Below are 18,630 nucleotides of genomic sequence, written 5' to 3'. Positions count from 1 at the left end.
GGGAGGAGAGCGTTGTTAAACACACTCAGGGACATCACTCAGGCAGTCGCCAGCGCCGGCGATTTGGATACGGCGCTGGAGTTATTGGTCAAACAGATCAAGGCTGCGATTGTGACCGAGTGTTGTTCCATTTACATCCTCGACAAGGATGAGTTGATATTATCTGCGACCGATGGTCTGGAGCCTAATGCCGTCGGTAACGTGCGTATGCCGATTACCGAAGGACTTGTAGGCTTGGTTGCCGAACGTGAAGAAGCCATCAATTTGGCAGATGCGCGTCAACATCCTCGCTTTAAGTTGTTTCCTGAAGCCTTAGAAGAAGAATATCGCGCCTTTCTGGCAGTTCCTATTATTTACCAGAAGCAACTCCTTGGTGTGATCGTGGTCCAGCAGGCCAGTGCCCGTCAATTCAGTGAAGGTGAAGAAGCTTTTCTGATGACCTTGGCGGCACAGCTGGCAATGGCCGTTCGTGGTTTGAAACAAAAAGCCAGTGTTAAAGGCCGTGAAAAGCAGATCTTGTTCCAGGGAACTCCCGCATCCAATGGTATCGCTATCGCCCATGCTTTAGTGCTGGGGGGTGAGATTGCGTTGCGACAGCCGAATCGCAAAGCGGCGGATGTTAAAGTGGAGCTGGAGCGATTAAGTACTGCCATCACGCGATGCCGTAATAATCTCGGTAATCTTTCCCAGCGCTTCGACCGTGAGCAGGATCAGGAGGTCGTGGCGATTTTTTCTGCACTAACCTTGCTGTTGGATGAATCCAGTCTCGGTGGCGAATATGTCCGCGAAGTTGAGCAGGGGTGGTGTGCAGAATCGGCTATCAGTCGGGTGTCGCTGCGCTATATCGAGCAATTCCAGTCGATGGAAGATCCCTATATCAAGGAGCGCGCCAGCGACATCCGCGATTTAGGGCAAAAGGTGTTACGTCAGTTGATTGAACCGGATCGCCTAGTATTGGATTCGGATAAGCCAGTGATTCTGGTGACTAAGGAAGCCGATACGACTTTGCTGGCGGAGTTTCCCAGAGCCAAGCTGGCGGGGATCGTCACTGAATTGGGCGGCGTGAATTCTCACGCAGCAATTCTGGCAAGGGCCTTGGGGATCCCGGCACTTACCGGGGTGCAACAGGTTTTGGCATCCAACATCGATAAAAAGATGATGGTGTTAAATGCTACTCGTGGCCAGCTGATGGTGTCGCCTTCCAGTGCTGTTATCAGCGAATACCGCAGTTTGCTGAATGCGGAAAAAGCGCTACAACGACAATATATGCAGGAAGTGCACCTGCCCGCCGAAACCTTAGATGGTGAGCGGATTAATCTGTTCATTAATGCCGGATTACTGAGTGGCTTAGCTTCAGAGTTGGCCGAAGGCGCTGATGGTGTCGGGCTGTATCGTACGGAAATTCCGTTTATGTTACAGCAACGCTTTCCCAGTGAGAGCGAGCAGATAAAAGTCTATTCCCAAGTATTTAATTTGGTGGCTGGGCGCCCGGTAGTGATGCGCACGCTGGACGTCGGTGGCGACAAACCGTTGCCATATTTTCCGATTAAAGAAGACAACCCTTTCTTGGGCTGGCGTGGTATTCGTATGTCGCTGGACCATCCTGAACTGTTTTTAGTGCAGATGCGCGCCATGCTGCAAGCCAATGGCACGAGCGAGCAACTGAAGATTTTGCTGCCAATGGTAAGTAACCTTGAGGAAGTTGACCACGCGCTGGAATACTTTGAGCAAGCTTACAGTGAGCTGAAATCAGATGTGAATCCCTTGCTTTCAAAACCACAGTTAGGCGTGATGCTGGAAGTGCCCGCTTTACTGTATCAGTTGGATGAAGTGGCCAAACGGGTAGATTTTGTGTCAGTGGGGTCAAACGACCTGACTCAATATTTATTAGCCGTTGATCGCAACAACCCTAGAGTGAGTTCGTTATTTGACAGTTATCATCCTGGTGTTTTGCGTTACCTTAAAACGGCATTGCAGCAATGCCGTCACTATGGCTTGGGGATCAGTATCTGCGGGGAAATGGCGGGCGAACCTGCCGGGGCATTATTGTTGTCAGCCATGGGCTATCGTGAATTGAGCATGAACCAGGGCGCATTAGCAAAGATTAACTACCTGATGCGTCGGGTGAGCATGGATGAATTACAGGTGCTGTTGCAACAGGCTCTGTCATTACGTTGTGGTTCTGAAGTGCGAGAATTATTACGCGCTTATTTGGGCGAAAAGGGACTAGCGGCAATTCTCAACTAACGCGTTTATCAGCGATAGTTACTGACATTTTGCTAAGGAATCAATGTGGAAAGCCTTCTATTAGTGTGTGGTGCCTGTTTGTTGTTGGGAATTGTGGTGGGATTCTCAGCCGGCTTATTAGGTATCGGCGGCGGACTAATCGCGGTGCCCGCATTAATTTATATGCTGCCATGGGTGCATGTTCCTGCTAATTATCTGCCGCATGTCGCCATCGCCACCTCGTTGGCCGCCATTATTCTCACCTCATTTTCATCAGCCAGAGCACATCACGCTCGCGGCAATATTGATTGGTCGCTGTTCAAGCCAATGCTGCCCGGCACCATTATCGGGGCGTTGTGCTCAGGGTTTATTGCGCAATTAATATCCGGCAATGACCTGAAACGCGGGTTTGCCGTTTTCGTGATTTTAATGTCAGCGAACATGGCATTCCCTTACAAGCCCTCTTCTGAAGGCAAAAAACTGCCGCCAGCAATTGTGTTGTTTCTGGCGTCGGCGTTCATTGCGGTGATTTCCGGATTGATGGGGATCGGCGGTGGTACGTTAACTGTACCATTCCTATGTTGGTGTGGCTTGCAGATGCGGCAAGCGGTCGGATTTTCTTCAGCCAATGGCTTGGTGATCGCGCTTTGGGGCAGTTTAGGGTATGTTATTGCCGGCTGGGATATCGAAGGCATGCCGCTGGGTTCCTTGGGGTATGTTTATCTCCCAGCGCTGGTGGGCATAGTGATCACTTCCATGTTGCTGGCCCCCGTTGGTGCTAAAGCAGCGAGTACTTGGCCGACGCCAGTACTGAAAAAGATCTTCGCAGCGTTACTGCTTGTGGTGGGTCTCAAATTGATGTTTAGCTAGCAATAATCAAAAACTCCAGGATGTAATCTTCTTTATGGCGTTGCAATTTCCTCACATTGATCCTGTGATCGTGTCTTTTGGGCCTTTTGAAATTTTTGGTCAGAGTTTCCATCCAGCGCTGCGCTGGTATGGGTTTATGTATCTTCTGGGATTTATGGCGGCGATGTTTTTGCTTAACCGTAAAGCCGACAAATCCAATGGCATATGGACAAGGGACCAAGTTTCAGACTTGTTGTTTTATGCGTTTCTGGGGGTGATCCTTGGAGGCCGTATCGGCTACGTGCTGGTTTACCATCTCGACTATTTCCTGGCAGATCCTTTGTACCTGTTCAAAATCAGTGAAGGTGGTATGTCATTCCACGGCGGTCTGGTCGGGGTGATACTGGCAATGTTCTATATTGCTCGCAAACAGCAGCGTACATTCTTTGAGGTGTCAGACATCGTCGCGCCAGTTGTCCCTATTGGTCTCGGGGCGGGACGTATTGGCAACTTCATTAACGGTGAACTTTGGGGGCGAGTGACCGATCTTCCTTGGGGAATGGTGTTTCCGACAGGGGGCCCAGAACCACGTCATCCATCGCAATTGTATCAGTTTGCACTGGAAGGCGTTGCGCTGTTTATTTTGTTGCAATGGTACAGTCGCCAAACGGATAAACGTGGCGCAGTTTCCGGCATGTTCCTGTTGGGATATGGTATCTTCCGCAGTGTGGCAGAATTAGTCCGTCAGCCGGATCCTCAATTGGGATTTTTCCTCGGAGATATTACGATGGGACAAATTCTGTCGGCACCGATGATTATCTTTGGTATTTATCTACTGGTACGTAAAGCGCCGGTAAACAGTCTGGTAAAAGGGAAACAGTAATGCAGCAATATCTCGATTTAATGCGACATGTACTGGAGCACGGTACTAAAAAAACTGATCGTACCGGCACCGGTACGCTTTCAGTGTTTGGTTACCAGATGCGTTTTGACCTCAGTAAAGGTTTCCCGCTAGTCACTACCAAAAAATGCCATCTGCGTTCCATTATCCATGAGCTACTGTGGTTTCTTAACGGTGACACCAATATTGCATACCTTAAAGAAAATAACGTCTCTATCTGGGATGAGTGGGCAGATGACAACGGCGATCTTGGCCCAGTGTATGGTGCTCAATGGCGCAGTTGGCCAACGCCTGATGGCCAGCATATTGATCAGATCAGTCAGGTTATTCAGCAGATAAAGCAGCAGCCAGACTCAAGGCGCTTAATCGTTTCTGCATGGAATGTAGCCGAACTGAATAAAATGGCGTTAGCGCCTTGCCATGCATTTTTCCAGTTTTACGTTGCCGACGGCAAATTGTCCTGCCAGTTGTACCAGCGTAGCTGTGACATCTTCCTCGGGCTACCGTTTAATATCGCTAGTTACGCGTTATTAACGATGATGGTTGCACAGCAATGTGAACTCGAATTAGGGGATTTTGTGTGGACCGGTGGCGATACTCATCTGTATTCCAATCATCTTGAGCAGACACGGCTGCAGTTAAGTCGTGAGCCCAGAGCATTGCCAACGATGACTATCCTGCGCAAACCCGCCTCGATTTTTGACTATCAATTCGAAGATTTCGAATTGAGTGGTTATGATCCTCATCCTCATATCAAGGCTCCTGTCGCCGTCTGATTTTCCTTCTTAAAGCCATTAAGCTCGGAAATTCCGAGTTTAATGGCAGAATCTTTCGATTTTCCTTGTTAAAATCCGTTAGCTACACTTTGATGAATTATCGATTTTGGAGTTCGTCATGGAAAAAGTTATTCGGGATTTCCTTAGCCAGGAATCGGCAGGTGGCATTTTGTTGCTGGCGGCTGTGGTGCTGGCCATGCTATCTGCCAATTCTCCGCTGGTGGGAGTCTATCAAGGTTTTCTCGACATGCCATTGCAGATACGTGTTGGCGCATTAGATATTCATAAGCCACTGCTGTTGTGGATTAATGATGGCTTGATGGCGTTGTTCTTCTTGCTGATCGGTTTGGAAGTAAAGCGGGAACTTATTGAAGGGGCACTGTCTAGTGTTGCTAAAGCGTCGTTGCCAACGTTTGCAGCATTAGGTGGCATGATGGTTCCAGCCGCTATCTATCTGTTATTCAACTATCAAGATCCGATAACTTCAGGTGGTTGGGCTATCCCTGCTGCGACAGATATCGCGTTTGCACTGGGCATTATGGCGTTACTTGGAAGTCGCGTGCCTGTAGCACTTAAGGTGTTCTTGTTAGCGTTAGCAATCATTGATGACTTAGGCGTCATCGTTATCATTGCACTGTTTTACAGCAATGATCTTTCAATCATCAGTCTTGTAGTCGCGGCTTTCGCGGTGTTGGGACTTATTTTGCTTAACGTTAAAGGTGTGACTTCGTTAGGGGCGTATGGACTGCTCGGGGCAATCTTATGGGTCGCGGTTTTGAAATCGGGTGTGCATGCCACGTTGGCTGGCGTAATTATCGCATTTGCCATTCCGTTGCGAGGCAAAGACGGCCGTTCGCCGTCGCAACATCTGGAACATGCTCTGCATCCCTGGAGCACATTCCTTATTCTGCCGGTGTTTGCCTTTGCAAATGCCGGGGTGTCGCTGAACGGTATGTCGCTTCAGAGTCTGTTGTCTCCGGTCCCGATGGGGATCGCGCTGGGACTGCTATTAGGAAAACCCATTGGGGTGATGTTATTCAGCTTTCTTGCCGTAAAACTTAAGTTAGCCGAGTTACCCAGCGGGATTGGTTGGCATCACATTGCCCCAGTTGCGGTAATGTGCGGGATTGGTTTCACCATGTCGATGTTTATTGCTTCGCTCGCGTTTGAACACGGTGGGGTGTTGTACGGTGATTTGGCTCGCCTGGGCATTTTGCTCGGTTCCATGACGGCCGCCGCATTGGGATATTTATGGTTATCAAAAACGTTACCCGGTACAGGAGACAAAGTATGAAAAGCCAATATTTAAGCATCGCGCTGTTAATGCTGCTGACGCCAATTGCACAAGCGTCGCAATTGGAAGCTTGTAAAACGGATAGCAAAGGTAAGATTTGCCAAAGTTATCTGGAAGGAATTGTTGATGGTGCGTTAATGTATAAGCCATTAGCCGTGGGGGCTCGGTTGGAAAGTAATGACTATTTATCGCGGGCGTTGAAATACCGTGGAGGTAAACGCTTCCAGGAAGCTAATCGCCAGTTTTGTCTGGACCGTTTACCTGAAAGAGTTAGCTTGGTCACCGGTCTGACTGAAGCGATAGACAGTGGCGAGGTGACGGTGCAAGCGGATTTGCAAACGGCAGTATTCAGCTTGTTGGATTGTCAGCGACTGCAATAGCGAGATGGATTGCCCATGTCACATCTGAATTACAACCATCTTTACTATTTTTGGATGGTACAAAAAAAAGGCTCGGTGACCAAAGCGGCTGAGACCTTGTGTCTTACACCGCAGACCGTCACCGGGCAGATCCGCGCGTTTGAAGAGCGGCTCAACGGCAGTCTGTTTAAACGTAATGGGCGTCGATTGGAACCCACTGAATTAGGGGAGTTGGTGTTTCGTTATGCGGATCGCATGTTCGCGCTCTCATACGAAATGTTGGATGTGCTCAACTACACCAAAGAGAACAGTTTACTGTTTGAGGTCGGTATTGCTGACGCACTGTCGAAAACACTCGCTAGTCGAGTGTTAATGTCCGTGATCCCGCGCGATGCGAGTATGCAGTTAGCGTGCTACGAAGCCACTCATGAACATCTGATGGCGCGGTTACGCGAGCATAAACTCGATATGATCCTCTCCGATTGCGCCGGGGAGTCGTTAAAATATCCTGAAATTCTCTCGAAAAAATTGGGTGAATGTGGTGTGGCCTTTTTTTCGGCGATGCCACTGACTCAACCGTTTCCTGCCTGTTTGGAGGAAGCCCCTATTCTGTTACCCAGTAAACGCTCGTCCATCGGCCAACAGTTATATCGCTGGTTTGATGAGAAAAATCTGAATGTCACCATCCTCGGAGAATTTGACGACGCCGCGATGATGAAGGCTTTTGGGTACTTTGGCCGCGGAATTTTTGTGGCACCCTCCATCTATCAGCAGGACATTCTCAACCACAATGTGCGGCTCTTGGGGGCAACGCTGGATATTAAGGAAGAATATCACGTGATGTTTGCAGAACGGATGATCCAGCATCCAGCGGTCAAGTGTCTGCTTGAGACTGATTTCGAAGTGCTTTTTGCTGGCTATGATGTTCAACTTCAGAAACTTTAGTGATTCGACAGTCACTGCCGCAGGGGGTAAACTGGCAACAGTATTTTAATAAGGGGAGTTAAACGATGGCTGATTTGATGAACTATGCCCGAGTGAAGTGGGCTTGCCGGCGTGGGATGCTGGAATTGGATGTGTTATTCCAGCCGTTTGTCGAAAAATATTATCAGGATCTCACTGATACTGACAAAGCCACCTTTGTGCGATTGTTGGAATGTGAAGATCCGCAATTGTTTGCCTGGTTTATGGGGCATGCGAAATGTTCTGATCCGCAGTTAGCGGATATGGTGGCTAAGGTTCGTGGGCGTGCCGCACCATAGATTTGCCGTGAAATCCTCATTTGGCCAGTACCTGGCGTTGATGGTACTGGCTGCCGTTTGTTTGCTCAGTTTCTGTTTCTGGCCCGATTTAGATTATCTGTTTTATCAACCGTTGCGTTGGCTCATGGTTACCACGTTGATCGGATATTTTAGCGTTCGGCTATGGCGATTACGGTATTGGCAGCTTGAGTTTTGGCTGGCGGGTAACGGTGGCGGGCAATTTGAAACGGGTGATAGTTTTGATGTCGCCGAGCCAGTGATGGTGACACCTTGGTTAGTCAGTTTTTCTTGTCAGTTGCCGACGGGCTTTCGACGTCTTTACCTTTTTAGCGATATGTTTGACGACACAGATTACCGTCATCTGTGTCGCCTGTTGCTCAATCGTAATAGCCCTTACTCCGGCTGAAGAATGGTGGGCTTGGGATCGGGTAGTTTTTCAGGATAATCAATGTTGTAATGCAGACCGCGGCTCTCTTTACGGTTCATCGCGCAACGAATAATCAATTCTGCTACTTGTACCAGATTGCGCAGTTCCAACAAGTTGTTACTTACACGGAAATTGCTGTAATACTCTTCGATCTCTTGTTGCAACATAGTGACACGCCGCAGCGCTCGCTCCAGCCGTTTATCTGAACGCACAATCCCCACGTAATCCCACATAAACAGACGCAGTTCATGCCAGTTATGCGCAATTACAACTTCTTCATCTGAATCAGATACCTGACTTTCATCCCAGGAGGGAATTGCACCGGGCATCTGCTGTTTATGCAACTGACTCAGGATGTCGCTGGCCGCGGCGCGGGCATACACCAGACATTCAAGCAACGAATTAGAGGCGAGTCGGTTCGCCCCGTGTAATCCGGTATAAGCCACTTCACCGATCGCATACAGGCCGTTCAGATCCGTCTGACCATGCAAGTCGGTCATGACGCCACCACAGGTGTAGTGGGCCGCAGGCACTACTGGAATGGGTTGCTTGGTGATATCGATGCCCAAATCCATGCAGCGCCGGTAAATGGTCGGAAAATGTTTAATGATAAATTCCGAATCTTTGTGTGAGATATCTAAAAACACACAATCGGCACCCAGGCGTTTCATTTCATGGTCGATGGCCCGAGCCACGATGTCCCGCGGTGCCAGTTCTGCACGTTCATCATATTCCGGCATAAAACGACTACCATCAGGACGTTTTAATAGCGCACCTTCGCCACGGAGTGCCTCGGTCAGCAGGAAGTTACGGGCATCTGCGTGATAGAGACAGGTTGGATGAAACTGATTGAATTCCATATTGGCGACACGGCAACCTGCACGCCATGCCATGGCGATGCCATCACCAGAAGACACATCGGGGTTAGAGGTGTATTGATACACCTTGGAACTACCACCGGTTGCTAACGCCACAAAGCGCGCTTTAATCGTTTCAACCTGTTCCTGTGTGCGGTTCCAGACATAAGCGCCTAAAACCCGATTGCCAGGACGTCCTAATTTGCGGGTAGAAATTAAGTCTACCGCGTTATAGCGTTCTAACACTTGGATATTGGGATGATTTAGCACTCGTTGCTGCAATGTCGTCTGTACTTCTTTGCCAGTGGCATCGGCCGCATGTAAGATCCGTCGATGGCTGTGACCACCTTCGCGCGTCAGATGGTAGCTCGATTCATCAATGGTCCCGTCTGGCCGTTCATCTTTATCGAAGGCAACACCACACTCAATCAACCATTTCATGGCTGCCTTGGCATTCTTGGCCGTGAAAGTCACCGCTGTTTCGTCGCATAGTCCCGCACCGGCAACTAACGTGTCGGTCACGTGGGATTCTATGGTATCCTCTTCGTCGAAAACGGAAGCAATACCGCCTTGTGCATAGTAGGTTGAGCCCTCGCTGAGTGCGCCTTTAGACAGGACAATAATATTGCAGTGCTGTGCGAGGTGCAGCGCCAGTGTTAAACCTGCGGCGCCACTGCCGATAATCAGTATGTCGGCTTGGTGTTCAACTGCTTGTTTCATAGGGTATCATGAGCCGATTGGTAGAGGGCTTATCCTAAACCAACTGCTCTATATTGGGTATAATTTTTGACCCAAAACACATTTATAGTGAAATTTTAAAATTTCATTAAGAACTTTTCATAAAGGCGCTGGTCTACATACGTGAATATGATTCGAGCGACTGAAAAATCAGCATTATAAGAGTTGGGAGAAGTCGGCTCGGATGAGTGGACAGACTAGTGATCAACAGTTAGTTGAGCGCGTACAACGGGGCGATAAAAACGCATTTAACCTTTTGGTACAAAAGTACCAGGGAAAAGTGATTAACCTGATTTCACGTTATGTGAGAAATCAGGCCGATGTAGCCGACGTAGCGCAAGAAGCTTTTATTAAAGCTTACCGGGCGTTACCAAATTTTCGCGGTGAAAGTGCGTTTTATACTTGGTTGTACCGAATTGCAGTAAATACAGCAAAGAACCATCTGGTGTCTCAGGGGCGTAGAGCTCCTGCCAATGATGTCGATGCTGATGAAGCTGAATATTACGATGGCAGTGATGCACTTAAAGAATTTGCATCGCCTGAGCGATTGATGTTGTCAGATGAGATCAAAAAGGTCGTGTTTGACACATTAGAGTCACTGCCTGAAGAGTTAAAAATGGCGATCTCCTTGCGAGAGCTTGATGGCATGAGTTACGAGGATATCGCCAATATTATGGATTGTCCGGTGGGCACAGTGAGATCACGTATCTTTCGCGCTCGTGAAGCCATCGACAAAAAGCTCCAGCCTTTGCTGGAAAGATAACCCTTAAACTAACAGGTGAGCTGAGTAATGGAAAAATTAGGTCAGGAGTGGGTTTCCGCTGCAGTGGACGGTGAAGCCGGCCCTCAGGCTCTGGCAGATTTGGCCAGTGATAAATCTTCTCATGATAAATGGCGCAATTACCATCTTATTGGTGATGCCATGCGGGGTGAGTTACCGCAGACACTCCAACTGGACTTGTCTGATAGTATTGCCGCCGCTATTGAGCAAGAGCCTGCAATCTTGGTTCCTGTCGCGCGACCACAGCAGCAAGTTAGCAAACAGCAAAATGGCAACACGATAGTTGCACCTTTATTCAAGCAGTTTGGTCAGTATGCTATTGCCGCCGCTGTGGCGCTAGTGGCCGTCGTCGGTGTACAGAATTATTCTGGCTCTGGTAGCGCTGACGATGCAGCATCACCAGTCTTGATGACTCGTCCTTTAGTGGGCGGCGCCTCGCCAGTGAGTTTACAGACTGACGCCGTACAACAGCCTCAGGGGTACACTAACGAACAGTTAATGGAACAACGTCGTCGTATTAATAGTTATATTCAGGACCATATGCTGCAACAGCGATTGAATGCCGGTGTGGTTATGGATAACAATAACGAGGTCGTTACTGTTCCGTTGAATCAATAAGGAAGTCTTTTGCGTCTCATCCTGTTGGCTTTCCTGGCCTTTGCTCTGCCTGCGTTTGCGCAGGAACAACTCACCGCCAAAGCCTGGCTCGATAATATGAGTCAGGCCTTACGTGAAAAGCAGTTCAAAATTTCCCTCATCCAGCTTCAAGCGGATAACATCCGGCCATTGATCTACCTCCACGGTATCGTTGAAGGAAAGGAAGTGGCGTTTCTTGAGCACTTAAACGGACCGGTAAAAAATGCGGTGCGTGTAGGTAATACCGTCACTTTTATCGAGCATGATCAACCGGCTTACAGCATGACCGCCAATCGCATTCAAGGTGTGATCCCCGCAGCTTTTGCTGGGGATGTTGCTGAACTTGAGAAAGGCTATCAGATAGTGCTTGGCGGCCGTGCGCGGATTGCCGGGCGCACTGGACAAATGATCCGTTTGGTGCCTAATGACGAATATCGCTATGCCTTTCAAGTGTGGATCGATGTTGATACCTATCTACCGCTACGATATGACATGCTGTCGCAGGATAAGCAGTTATTAGAGCAGTTGTTAGTCATCGAACTGTTGGAGACGAAAACACCCGCGCCAATCCTTGAAGATGCTTACAAGCAGAAATGGCCACCGGTCATGAATACCGCAGAACGGGAAGATGGTCAAAACTGGCAGTTTGATTGGTTGCCTCCGGGGTTTAAGGTCATTGTTCGCGATCACCACCGTTTAATCGGTTCCCACGAACCGGTGGAATACATTGCATTGACCGACGGATTAAGCAATATTTCAGTCTATGTGGCACGTTCAGGGCAGGCACCAATACCAGAGGAGCTAATGACGCGTAATGGCATATCGATGGCGTCTGAGCGCGTGGGCAATCTGGAAGTGGTTGCGGTTGGCAAAGTGCCGACACAAACATTGGTCCGTATTGCGTCAGGTTTGAGGCTAGACTGAGGGTAAGCTTATGATGGAGCAGGTTGCAACAGTCATTGGTTCAGATGCGGACGGTTGGGTAACTGTTCGCGTTGAAATGAAAAGCGCCTGTAACCATTGTTCCCAGGGGGAGAGTTGCGGCACCTCAGCGGTAGCCAAAGCGTTTACCGGGCGTTATCAAGAGTTTTCATTGCCCGCGGTTGAATATTACTCCACAGGTACTCTGTTACGTTTAGGACTTCCAGAAAGCGTTATTCTCAAAGCGGCAGCGCTGGTGTATTTGCTCCCTCTAATCGGCTTGTTTATTGGCGGTATTCTTGGCGGCAGCATTGCCCAGCTTACGGGAACTAATTCAGATGCCACCAGTATGTTGATGGCTTTAATGGTGGCTGTCGCTGCCTGGTATTTCGGTAAACGTCGTGCCAAAGTGCTTGAAGGTGCTGCGCAGCCAGTAATACTGGCAAATCTTGGCAGACCGATGAGCACCGAAAGTGTTGATAGTGATCATTGCTGCCACTCCTGAGCCGCTTCTGCTCCAGCAGCGAATCTAATTGGTATTGGCATCGCGATCAGTTACAATTCCGCACCTTTAACTGACACAATTAACCAAGAGCTTAGTTACCGCAGCATGATGAATCACATCAGAAACTTCTCGATCATTGCCCACATTGACCATGGCAAATCCACTCTTTCTGACCGCTTAATCCAGGTTTGCGGCGGTCTGACTGACCGTGAAATGGCAGAACAGGTACTGGACTCAATGGATCTGGAGCGTGAGCGCGGGATCACCATTAAAGCTCAAAGCGTCACGCTCGACTATAAAGCCAAAGACGGTGAAATCTATCAGCTTAACTTTATCGATACGCCCGGACATGTTGACTTTTCTTATGAGGTTTCCCGCTCTCTGGCGGCATGTGAAGGCGCATTATTGGTTGTTGATGCCGGACAAGGTGTAGAAGCACAGACGCTGGCTAACTGTTATACCGCACTCGATATGAATCTGGATGTGGTGCCAGTACTGAATAAAATTGACTTACCACAAGCTGATCCAGAAAGAGTCGCCGCAGAAATTGAAGATATCGTGGGTATCGAAGCCAAGGATGCCGTGCGTTGCTCTGCGAAAACTGGTGTCGGTGTCGACGAAGTCTTGGAAACTATCGTTGCTCAAATTCCTCCCCCAAAGGGCGATGCTGAGGCGCCTCTGCAAGCATTGATTATTGACTCCTGGTTTGATGCCTATCTGGGCGTGGTGTCATTGGTGCGCATTAAAAACGGTAGTCTCAAAAAAGGTGACAAGTTTAAAGTCATGTCGACCGGGCAGAATTATATTGCCGAGCGGGTCGGGATTTTTACACCGAAGCAAACCGATAAGAGTGAGCTAAAAACCGGTGAGGTAGGGTTTGTTGTTGCCGGGATCAAAGAGATCCATGGTGCACCAGTGGGCGACACGCTGACATTAGCAAAAAATGGTGCCGACAAACCGCTGCCAGGATTTAAGAAGGTAAAACCTCAGGTTTATGCCGGGGTATTTACCGTATCTACTGACGATTATGAAAGTTTCCGTGATGCACTGAACAAGCTCAGTCTGAATGACGCCTCCCTGCAGTTTGAACCGGAGACCTCTTCTGCATTGGGGTTCGGCTTCCGTATTGGCTATCTTGGCCTGCTGCATATGGAGATCATCCAGGAGCGTCTGGAGCGGGAATATAATCTCGATCTGATCACCACCGCGCCAACAGTAGAGTATGAAGTTGTGCTCACTAATGGTGAGACCGTCTATGTAGACAACCCATCCGAATTGCCACCAATCAACAATATTGAAGAAATTCATGAACCGATTGTTGAAGCGAATATCCTGGTGCCTAAAGACTATTTGGGTAATGTGATTACCCTGTGTGTCGATAAGCGAGGCGTGCAGAAAAACATGGTATATCACGGCAATCAAGTCGCCCTGACATACCATATTCCTGCCGCGGAAGTGGTAATGGATTTTTTCGACAAACTGAAATCTACCAGCCGTGGCTACGCGTCTTTGGAATATAACTTTGTGTATTTCCAGCCAGCAGATATGGTGCGATTGGACGTGTTGATTAATGGTGATAGGGTGGATGCGCTTGCCATGATCCTGCACCGTTCTAACATCCGTCATCGTGGTATTGCGCTGGTGGATAAAATGAAAGAGCTGATCCCGCGGCAGATGTTCGACATTGCGATTCAGGCGGCAGTCGGAAGTCAGGTGGTGGCTCGCTCGACGGTAAAAGCATTACGTAAAGATGTGACCGCCAAGTGTTATGGTGGTGACGTGTCTCGTAAGAAGAAACTGTTGCAGAAACAGAAAGAAGGTAAAAAGCGTATGAAGCAGTTGGGTAACGTTGAAGTACCTCAGGAAGCCTTCCTGGCGGTATTGAAGATCAACGAATAACGTTGTCCAATGCTGTGTTTATGACTTTCTTTGCGCCGCGGTTCGCGGCGCTTTGGTTAGTATGCCTAGTGAATGAGAGCTATTTCTGTATAGGTACACTAACCAAAGTTGGCAAGAAGGTATTTATTGAAATCAAGGCAGGAGTATAACTGACCCATGGCGGCCTACTTTTCGATTTTTTTAGTGTTGGTAACCTTGGTTACCGGTATCGTTTGGGCGTTTGATGCCTGGTTATTGGCGCCGAAACGACGGGCACGGTTAGCGCTGGCAGAAGGGCAGGGAGAACTGCCAGAAGAAGCCAAAGCGCAATTGCTGCAAGAGCCCGCAATCGTTGAAACATCCAAATCCATTTTCCCAGTGATAGCGTTTGTCATGATCCTGCGCTCCTTTATCTATGAGCCGTTCCAAATCCCATCAGGTTCTATGATGCCAACGCTGTTGGTTGGTGATTTTATTCTGGTAGAAAAATTTGCCTATGGTCTTAAAGACCCCGTGTGGCGCACTAAACTGGTTAGCACCGGTGAACCAAAACGTGGCGATATCATCGTGTTTAAATATCCTAAAGATGAATCTGTGGATTACATCAAGCGCGTGGTTGGTTTGCCTGGCGATCGTATTATCTACCGCAATAAGGAACTGTACATTCAGGAGGCTTGCCATCAGCAGAGCCCGTGTCCAGAACCAAGATTGGTCCTGCGCGCGGAAGTTAACCGTGGTGAATTTAGTCTCGATGGGGTGCCGCAGATCCGTTACCGCGAGCAACTCGGCAATGTGACGCACGATATACTGATCGATCCCGCCAGAGGCGAACCTAAGGCGTTTTATTATCGCCAAGATGATTTACCTGCAGGTGAATTCGTCGTGCCTGAAGGGGAATATTTCGCCATGGGTGATAACCGCGATAACAGCACCGATAGTCGTTTTTGGGGCTTTGTTCCAGAAAAGAATTTAGTAGGACGGGCCGTTTGTATCTGGATAAGTTTTGAATTTGATCGCAAGCCGGATGACTTTTTGCCAACCTGGATCCCAACCGGTGTGCGTTTTAACCGTGTTGGTGGCATACAATGATGGAACCAATTAAAAATCTGCCACGACTTTGTCGTACTTTAGGCTATGAATTTAAAGACTTGGCACTGTTGGAACAGGCACTGACGCACCGTAGTGCCGCAAACAAACACAATGAACGTTTGGAGTTCCTCGGCGATTCCATTCTGTCGGTAATCATTTCTGATCAGTTATTTCATCAGTTTCCTAAAGTCACGGAAGGTGATCTTAGCCGCATGCGCGCCACACTGGTTCGTGGTGATACGCTGGCTAAAATGGCAAAAGAGTTCAAATTGGGCGATTATTTGACATTGGGTCCCGGCGAGCTGAAAAGTGGTGGATTCCGTAGAGAATCGATCCTCGCAGATGCTGTTGAAGCCATCATCGGTGCCATCTATCTGGATGCCGATTTGGAAGTGGTCAGAACGCTGTTATTAGGGTGGTATGAAGCACGCTTGGCTGCGATAAAACCGGGGGAAGGGCAGAAGGATGCCAAAACTCAGTTGCAGGAATTGTTGCAAGGCCATAAAAAGCCATTACCCGAATATGAAGTAATGAAGGTGGAAGGCGAAGCACACGATCAGACATTTACGGTCGAGTGCCGCGTGGCAGAGTTATCTGCGCCAGTGACAGGTACTGGCAGTTCACGACGTAAAGCCGAGCAACAGGCCGCAGCACAAGTGCTGGAGTTGATGAAGCATGAGTAAAACCCCGCAAATGCCGGAACAGGAACCTAGTCTTGATGAGTTGCTGGCCAAGTTAAATCAGCCACAGACGCCGACCTACGATAAGACCTATTGTGGTATGGTGGCTATCGTCGGTCGCCCTAACGTGGGGAAATCGACCCTACTGAACCAGTTGCTGGGACAGAAAGTCAGTATCACTTCCCGCAAGCCACAAACCACTCGCCATCGCATCATGGGCATCCATACCGATGGTGATTCACAAGTGGTATTTATTGATACACCTGGCCTGCATATGGAAGAAAAGCGCGCCATTAACCGTCTGATGAATCGTGCGGCATCCAGCTCCATTGCCGATGTGTGTATGGTGATATTCGTGGTCGATGGCATGCACTGGACGGCTGACGACGAAATGGTACTGAATAAGCTGCGGCGTGGCGCCGATGAGCGTAAAACCGTATTAGCGGTGAATAAAGTCGACCATATAAAAGATAAAGAAGCGCTATTTCCTTATCTGCAAGAATTGGGACAGAAATTTCCCTTTGACGAGATTGTGCCAATTTCCGCTAAGTCCGGTACTAACGTGGGTAAATTGCTGTCGCTGGCACGCCAATGTTTGCCTGAAAGTGTGCATTTTTTCCCGGAAGATTATATTACCGATCGTTCTCAGCGTTTTATGGCATCGGAAATTGTGCGTGAAAAGTTGATGCGTTATCTGGGGGATGAACTTCCCTATGATGCGACCGTCGAAATTGAACAGTTTAAGATGATGGAAAACGGAGTATACCAAATCAATGCGCTGATCCTGGTGGAACGGGAGGGGCAGAAGCGTATGGTGATTGGTAAAAACGGCGAGCGCATTCGTACCATTGCCACCGAGTCTCGTTTGGATATGGAAAAGCTTTTCGACAACAAAGTGTTTCTAGAAGTCTGGGTGAAAGTGAAATCGGGCTGGGCGGATGATGAACGTGCGCTGCGCAGTCTCGGGTATGGCGAAGATTAAGTTGTGATGCACCGGGGATATGTGCTGCATGCCAAGCCTTATCGTGAAACCAGTGCATTGCTTAGACTGCTGGTAGATGGCCTCGGGCGTATAGACGCTATTGCAAGGCTTGGCAGCGGTAAGCGTTCTCTCAAAAGCGTGATACAGCCATTTCAACCGCTGTTATTTGAACTCTCGGGCCGCGGTGAACTGCGTAGTCTGAGTCAGATTGAAAGTGCGTCCCCGGCAGTACCGCTGACCGGGGACGCTTTGTATTCAGCGCTCTATCTGAATGAGTTACTGATACGTGCATTGGGTCAGGTGCAAAGTGGCGAGTCGCTGTTTGTGCCTTATCATCAGACACTGATGGCGCTGGCACGAGAGTTCAGTCAGACACCGCTACGTTTTTTTGAGCTAACACTGCTGGACGAACTCGGTTGTTTGCCATCGTTGACACTGGATGCCAATGGCGTAGCCGTAGATGCTGCTAGCCACTACCGCTGGTTACCTGAATCGGGATTTCTGGCGGGGGACGGCATCATTCCGGGGCGAGTGTTATTGGCGCTGGCTGCCAGAGAGTTACTCGATGCCGATTGGCCGCATGCGAAGCGCCTGACTCGTCTGTTGTTACAACCTGTGGTGGGTGACAAACCGTTAATGAGTCGGCAGCTGTTTAGCAAACGTGAATTACCAACAAATCAACAATAAAGATGATGCCAGCACATCATCAACATGCAGGAGTTGAAAGGTTATGGGAAGAATTCTGTTAGGGGTCAATATTGATCATATCGCCACATTGCGAAATGCACGTGGTACGGATTTTCCAGATCCCGTCCATGCCGCCGCAGTGGCTGAACATGCCGGTGCTGAAGGGATAACGGTGCATTTACGTGAAGACCGCCGACATATCAAAGATCGCGATGTCTACCTGTTAGCGAAAACCTTGCAGACTCGTATGAACCTTGAGATGGCAGTGACAGAAGAGATGCTAGCAATCGCCTGTGATATTAAGCCGCCACACTGCTGTCTGGTTCCAGAAAAGCGCGAAGAACTGACCACTGAAGGTGGTTTGGATGTCGCGGGACAACTGAACAAAATGAGCGAAGCGGTTAAACGCCTGAAAGATGCCGGGGTCAGTGTATCGCTGTTTATCGATGCCGATCAGCGCCAGATTGATGCCGCTGTAGCAGTCGGCGCACCAGTCATTGAGATCCATACCGGTCATTATGCTGACGCTAAAACTGATGCAGAAGCCAAACAAGAGCTGACGCGTATCAGTGAAATGGCCGCTTATGCATATAGCAAAGGTCTGGTGGTGAATGCGGGTCATGGTCTGCACTATCACAACGTTAAGCCGATTGCCGCCATTCCAGAGCTATACGAGTTAAATATCGGTCATGCCATTATTGCCCGCGCCGCAATTGACGGCCTGGCAAAAGCGGTGGCGGATATGAAACAGCTGATGTTGGAAGGCCGCAGAGGCGAATAAT

Annotated in this window: 20 protein-coding genes; 19 read left to right on the top strand and 1 reads right to left on the bottom strand. The window is 49.0% G+C overall.

The genetic code is table 11. The annotated features are described in order from the left end of the window. Positions 1–12: 12 nt before the first annotated feature. The 9 genes from ptsP to PY479_RS05540 all read left to right on the top strand — a co-directional run bounded on the left by ptsP (position 13) and on the right by PY479_RS05540 (position 8,073). The gene (gene ptsP, locus PY479_RS05580) at positions 13–2,247 is read left to right on the top strand and encodes a phosphoenolpyruvate--protein phosphotransferase (RefSeq protein WP_212594005.1); all 2,235 of its coding nucleotides are present in this window, start codon (positions 13–15) and stop codon (positions 2,245–2,247) included. 45 nt (positions 2,248–2,292) lie between these two features. Continuing rightward, positions 2,293–3,096, top strand: a complete 804-nt coding sequence (locus PY479_RS05575) for a sulfite exporter TauE/SafE family protein (RefSeq protein ID WP_275483148.1) — start codon at positions 2,293–2,295, stop codon at positions 3,094–3,096. 34 nt (positions 3,097–3,130) lie between these two features. Further along, a complete protein-coding gene (lgt, locus tag PY479_RS05570) occupies positions 3,131–3,958 on the top strand; it encodes a prolipoprotein diacylglyceryl transferase (protein ID WP_275483147.1) in 828 nt (275 codons plus the stop codon). Continuing rightward, positions 3,958–4,752 (top strand): thymidylate synthase, encoded by a 795-nt coding sequence (thyA, locus tag PY479_RS05565; RefSeq protein ID WP_275483146.1) that lies wholly within the window; start codon positions 3,958–3,960, stop codon positions 4,750–4,752. The genes lgt and thyA overlap by 1 nt, the downstream gene beginning before the upstream one ends. A 118-nt stretch (positions 4,753–4,870) precedes the next feature. Continuing rightward, a complete protein-coding gene (gene nhaA / locus PY479_RS05560) occupies positions 4,871–6,046 on the top strand; it encodes a Na+/H+ antiporter NhaA (RefSeq protein WP_275483145.1) in 1,176 nt (391 codons plus the stop codon). Next, the gene (locus tag PY479_RS05555; RefSeq protein WP_212594000.1) at positions 6,043–6,426 is read left to right on the top strand and encodes a hypothetical protein; all 384 of its coding nucleotides are present in this window, start codon (positions 6,043–6,045) and stop codon (positions 6,424–6,426) included. The genes nhaA and PY479_RS05555 overlap by 4 nt, the downstream gene beginning before the upstream one ends. A 15-nt stretch (positions 6,427–6,441) precedes the next feature. Then, positions 6,442–7,350 (top strand): transcriptional activator NhaR, encoded by a 909-nt coding sequence (gene nhaR, locus PY479_RS05550; protein WP_212593999.1) that lies wholly within the window; start codon positions 6,442–6,444, stop codon positions 7,348–7,350. A 65-nt stretch (positions 7,351–7,415) separates the two neighbouring features. Beyond that, positions 7,416–7,667 (top strand): succinate dehydrogenase assembly factor 2, encoded by a 252-nt coding sequence (locus PY479_RS05545; RefSeq protein WP_275483144.1) that lies wholly within the window; start codon positions 7,416–7,418, stop codon positions 7,665–7,667. 7 nt (positions 7,668–7,674) lie between these two features. After that, a complete protein-coding gene (locus PY479_RS05540) occupies positions 7,675–8,073 on the top strand; it encodes a protein YgfX (protein WP_212593998.1) in 399 nt (132 codons plus the stop codon). On the opposite strand, the gene nadB is transcribed toward PY479_RS05540, so the two are convergent. Beyond that, positions 8,061–9,671 carry an L-aspartate oxidase gene (nadB, locus tag PY479_RS05535; protein ID WP_275483143.1) on the bottom strand — a complete coding sequence of 537 codons (1,611 nt, stop codon included), beginning with the start codon at positions 9,669–9,671 and terminating at the stop codon, positions 8,061–8,063. The two genes, PY479_RS05540 and nadB, sit on opposite strands and share 13 nt — an antisense overlap. A 202-nt stretch (positions 9,672–9,873) precedes the next feature. On the opposite strand from nadB, the gene rpoE reads away from it, so the two are divergent. The 10 genes from rpoE to pdxJ all read left to right on the top strand — a co-directional run bounded on the left by rpoE (position 9,874) and on the right by pdxJ (position 18,629). Beyond that, positions 9,874–10,452: an RNA polymerase sigma factor RpoE gene (rpoE, locus tag PY479_RS05530; protein WP_275483142.1), complete on the top strand. Its 579-nt coding sequence runs from the start codon at positions 9,874–9,876 to the stop codon at positions 10,450–10,452. Between the two features lie 27 nt (positions 10,453–10,479). Beyond that, complete coding sequence (locus PY479_RS05525) at positions 10,480–11,088, top strand: RseA family anti-sigma factor (RefSeq protein ID WP_275483141.1); 609 nt, start codon at positions 10,480–10,482, stop codon at positions 11,086–11,088. A 9-nt stretch (positions 11,089–11,097) separates the two neighbouring features. Then, entirely contained in the window at positions 11,098–12,030 is a 933-nt protein-coding gene (locus PY479_RS05520; RefSeq protein WP_212593994.1) for a MucB/RseB C-terminal domain-containing protein, read from the top strand. A gap of 10 nt (positions 12,031–12,040) precedes the next feature. After that, positions 12,041–12,532 carry a SoxR reducing system RseC family protein gene (locus PY479_RS05515; RefSeq protein WP_275483140.1) on the top strand — a complete coding sequence of 164 codons (492 nt, stop codon included), beginning with the start codon at positions 12,041–12,043 and terminating at the stop codon, positions 12,530–12,532. Positions 12,533–12,640: 108 nt separating this feature from the next. Continuing rightward, positions 12,641–14,431 (top strand): translation elongation factor 4, encoded by a 1,791-nt coding sequence (gene lepA / locus PY479_RS05510; protein ID WP_275483240.1) that lies wholly within the window; start codon positions 12,641–12,643, stop codon positions 14,429–14,431. Positions 14,432–14,587: 156 nt separating this feature from the next. Then, positions 14,588–15,499, top strand: a complete 912-nt coding sequence (lepB, locus tag PY479_RS05505) for a signal peptidase I (protein ID WP_212593992.1) — start codon at positions 14,588–14,590, stop codon at positions 15,497–15,499. Further along, positions 15,499–16,182 (top strand): ribonuclease III, encoded by a 684-nt coding sequence (gene rnc / locus PY479_RS05500; RefSeq protein ID WP_275483239.1) that lies wholly within the window; start codon positions 15,499–15,501, stop codon positions 16,180–16,182. Before lepB ends, rnc begins: the two co-directional genes overlap by 1 nt. Continuing rightward, entirely contained in the window at positions 16,175–17,161 is a 987-nt protein-coding gene (era, locus tag PY479_RS05495) for a GTPase Era (RefSeq protein ID WP_212593991.1), read from the top strand. Before rnc ends, era begins: the two co-directional genes overlap by 8 nt. A gap of 6 nt (positions 17,162–17,167) precedes the next feature. Further along, a complete protein-coding gene (gene recO, locus PY479_RS05490; RefSeq protein ID WP_275483238.1) occupies positions 17,168–17,848 on the top strand; it encodes a DNA repair protein RecO in 681 nt (226 codons plus the stop codon). Positions 17,849–17,891: 43 nt separating this feature from the next. Then, complete coding sequence (pdxJ, locus tag PY479_RS05485) at positions 17,892–18,629, top strand: pyridoxine 5'-phosphate synthase (RefSeq protein WP_275483139.1); 738 nt, start codon at positions 17,892–17,894, stop codon at positions 18,627–18,629. Position 18,630 lies beyond the last annotated feature (1 nt).

The organism is Shewanella sp. A32 (genome assembly GCF_029167175.1).
GTDB lineage: Bacteria > Pseudomonadota > Gammaproteobacteria > Enterobacterales > Shewanellaceae > Shewanella > Shewanella yunxiaonensis.
The sequence above is the reverse complement of the archived record's forward strand: the minus strand, read 5'-3'. Positions and strand labels throughout refer to the sequence as shown.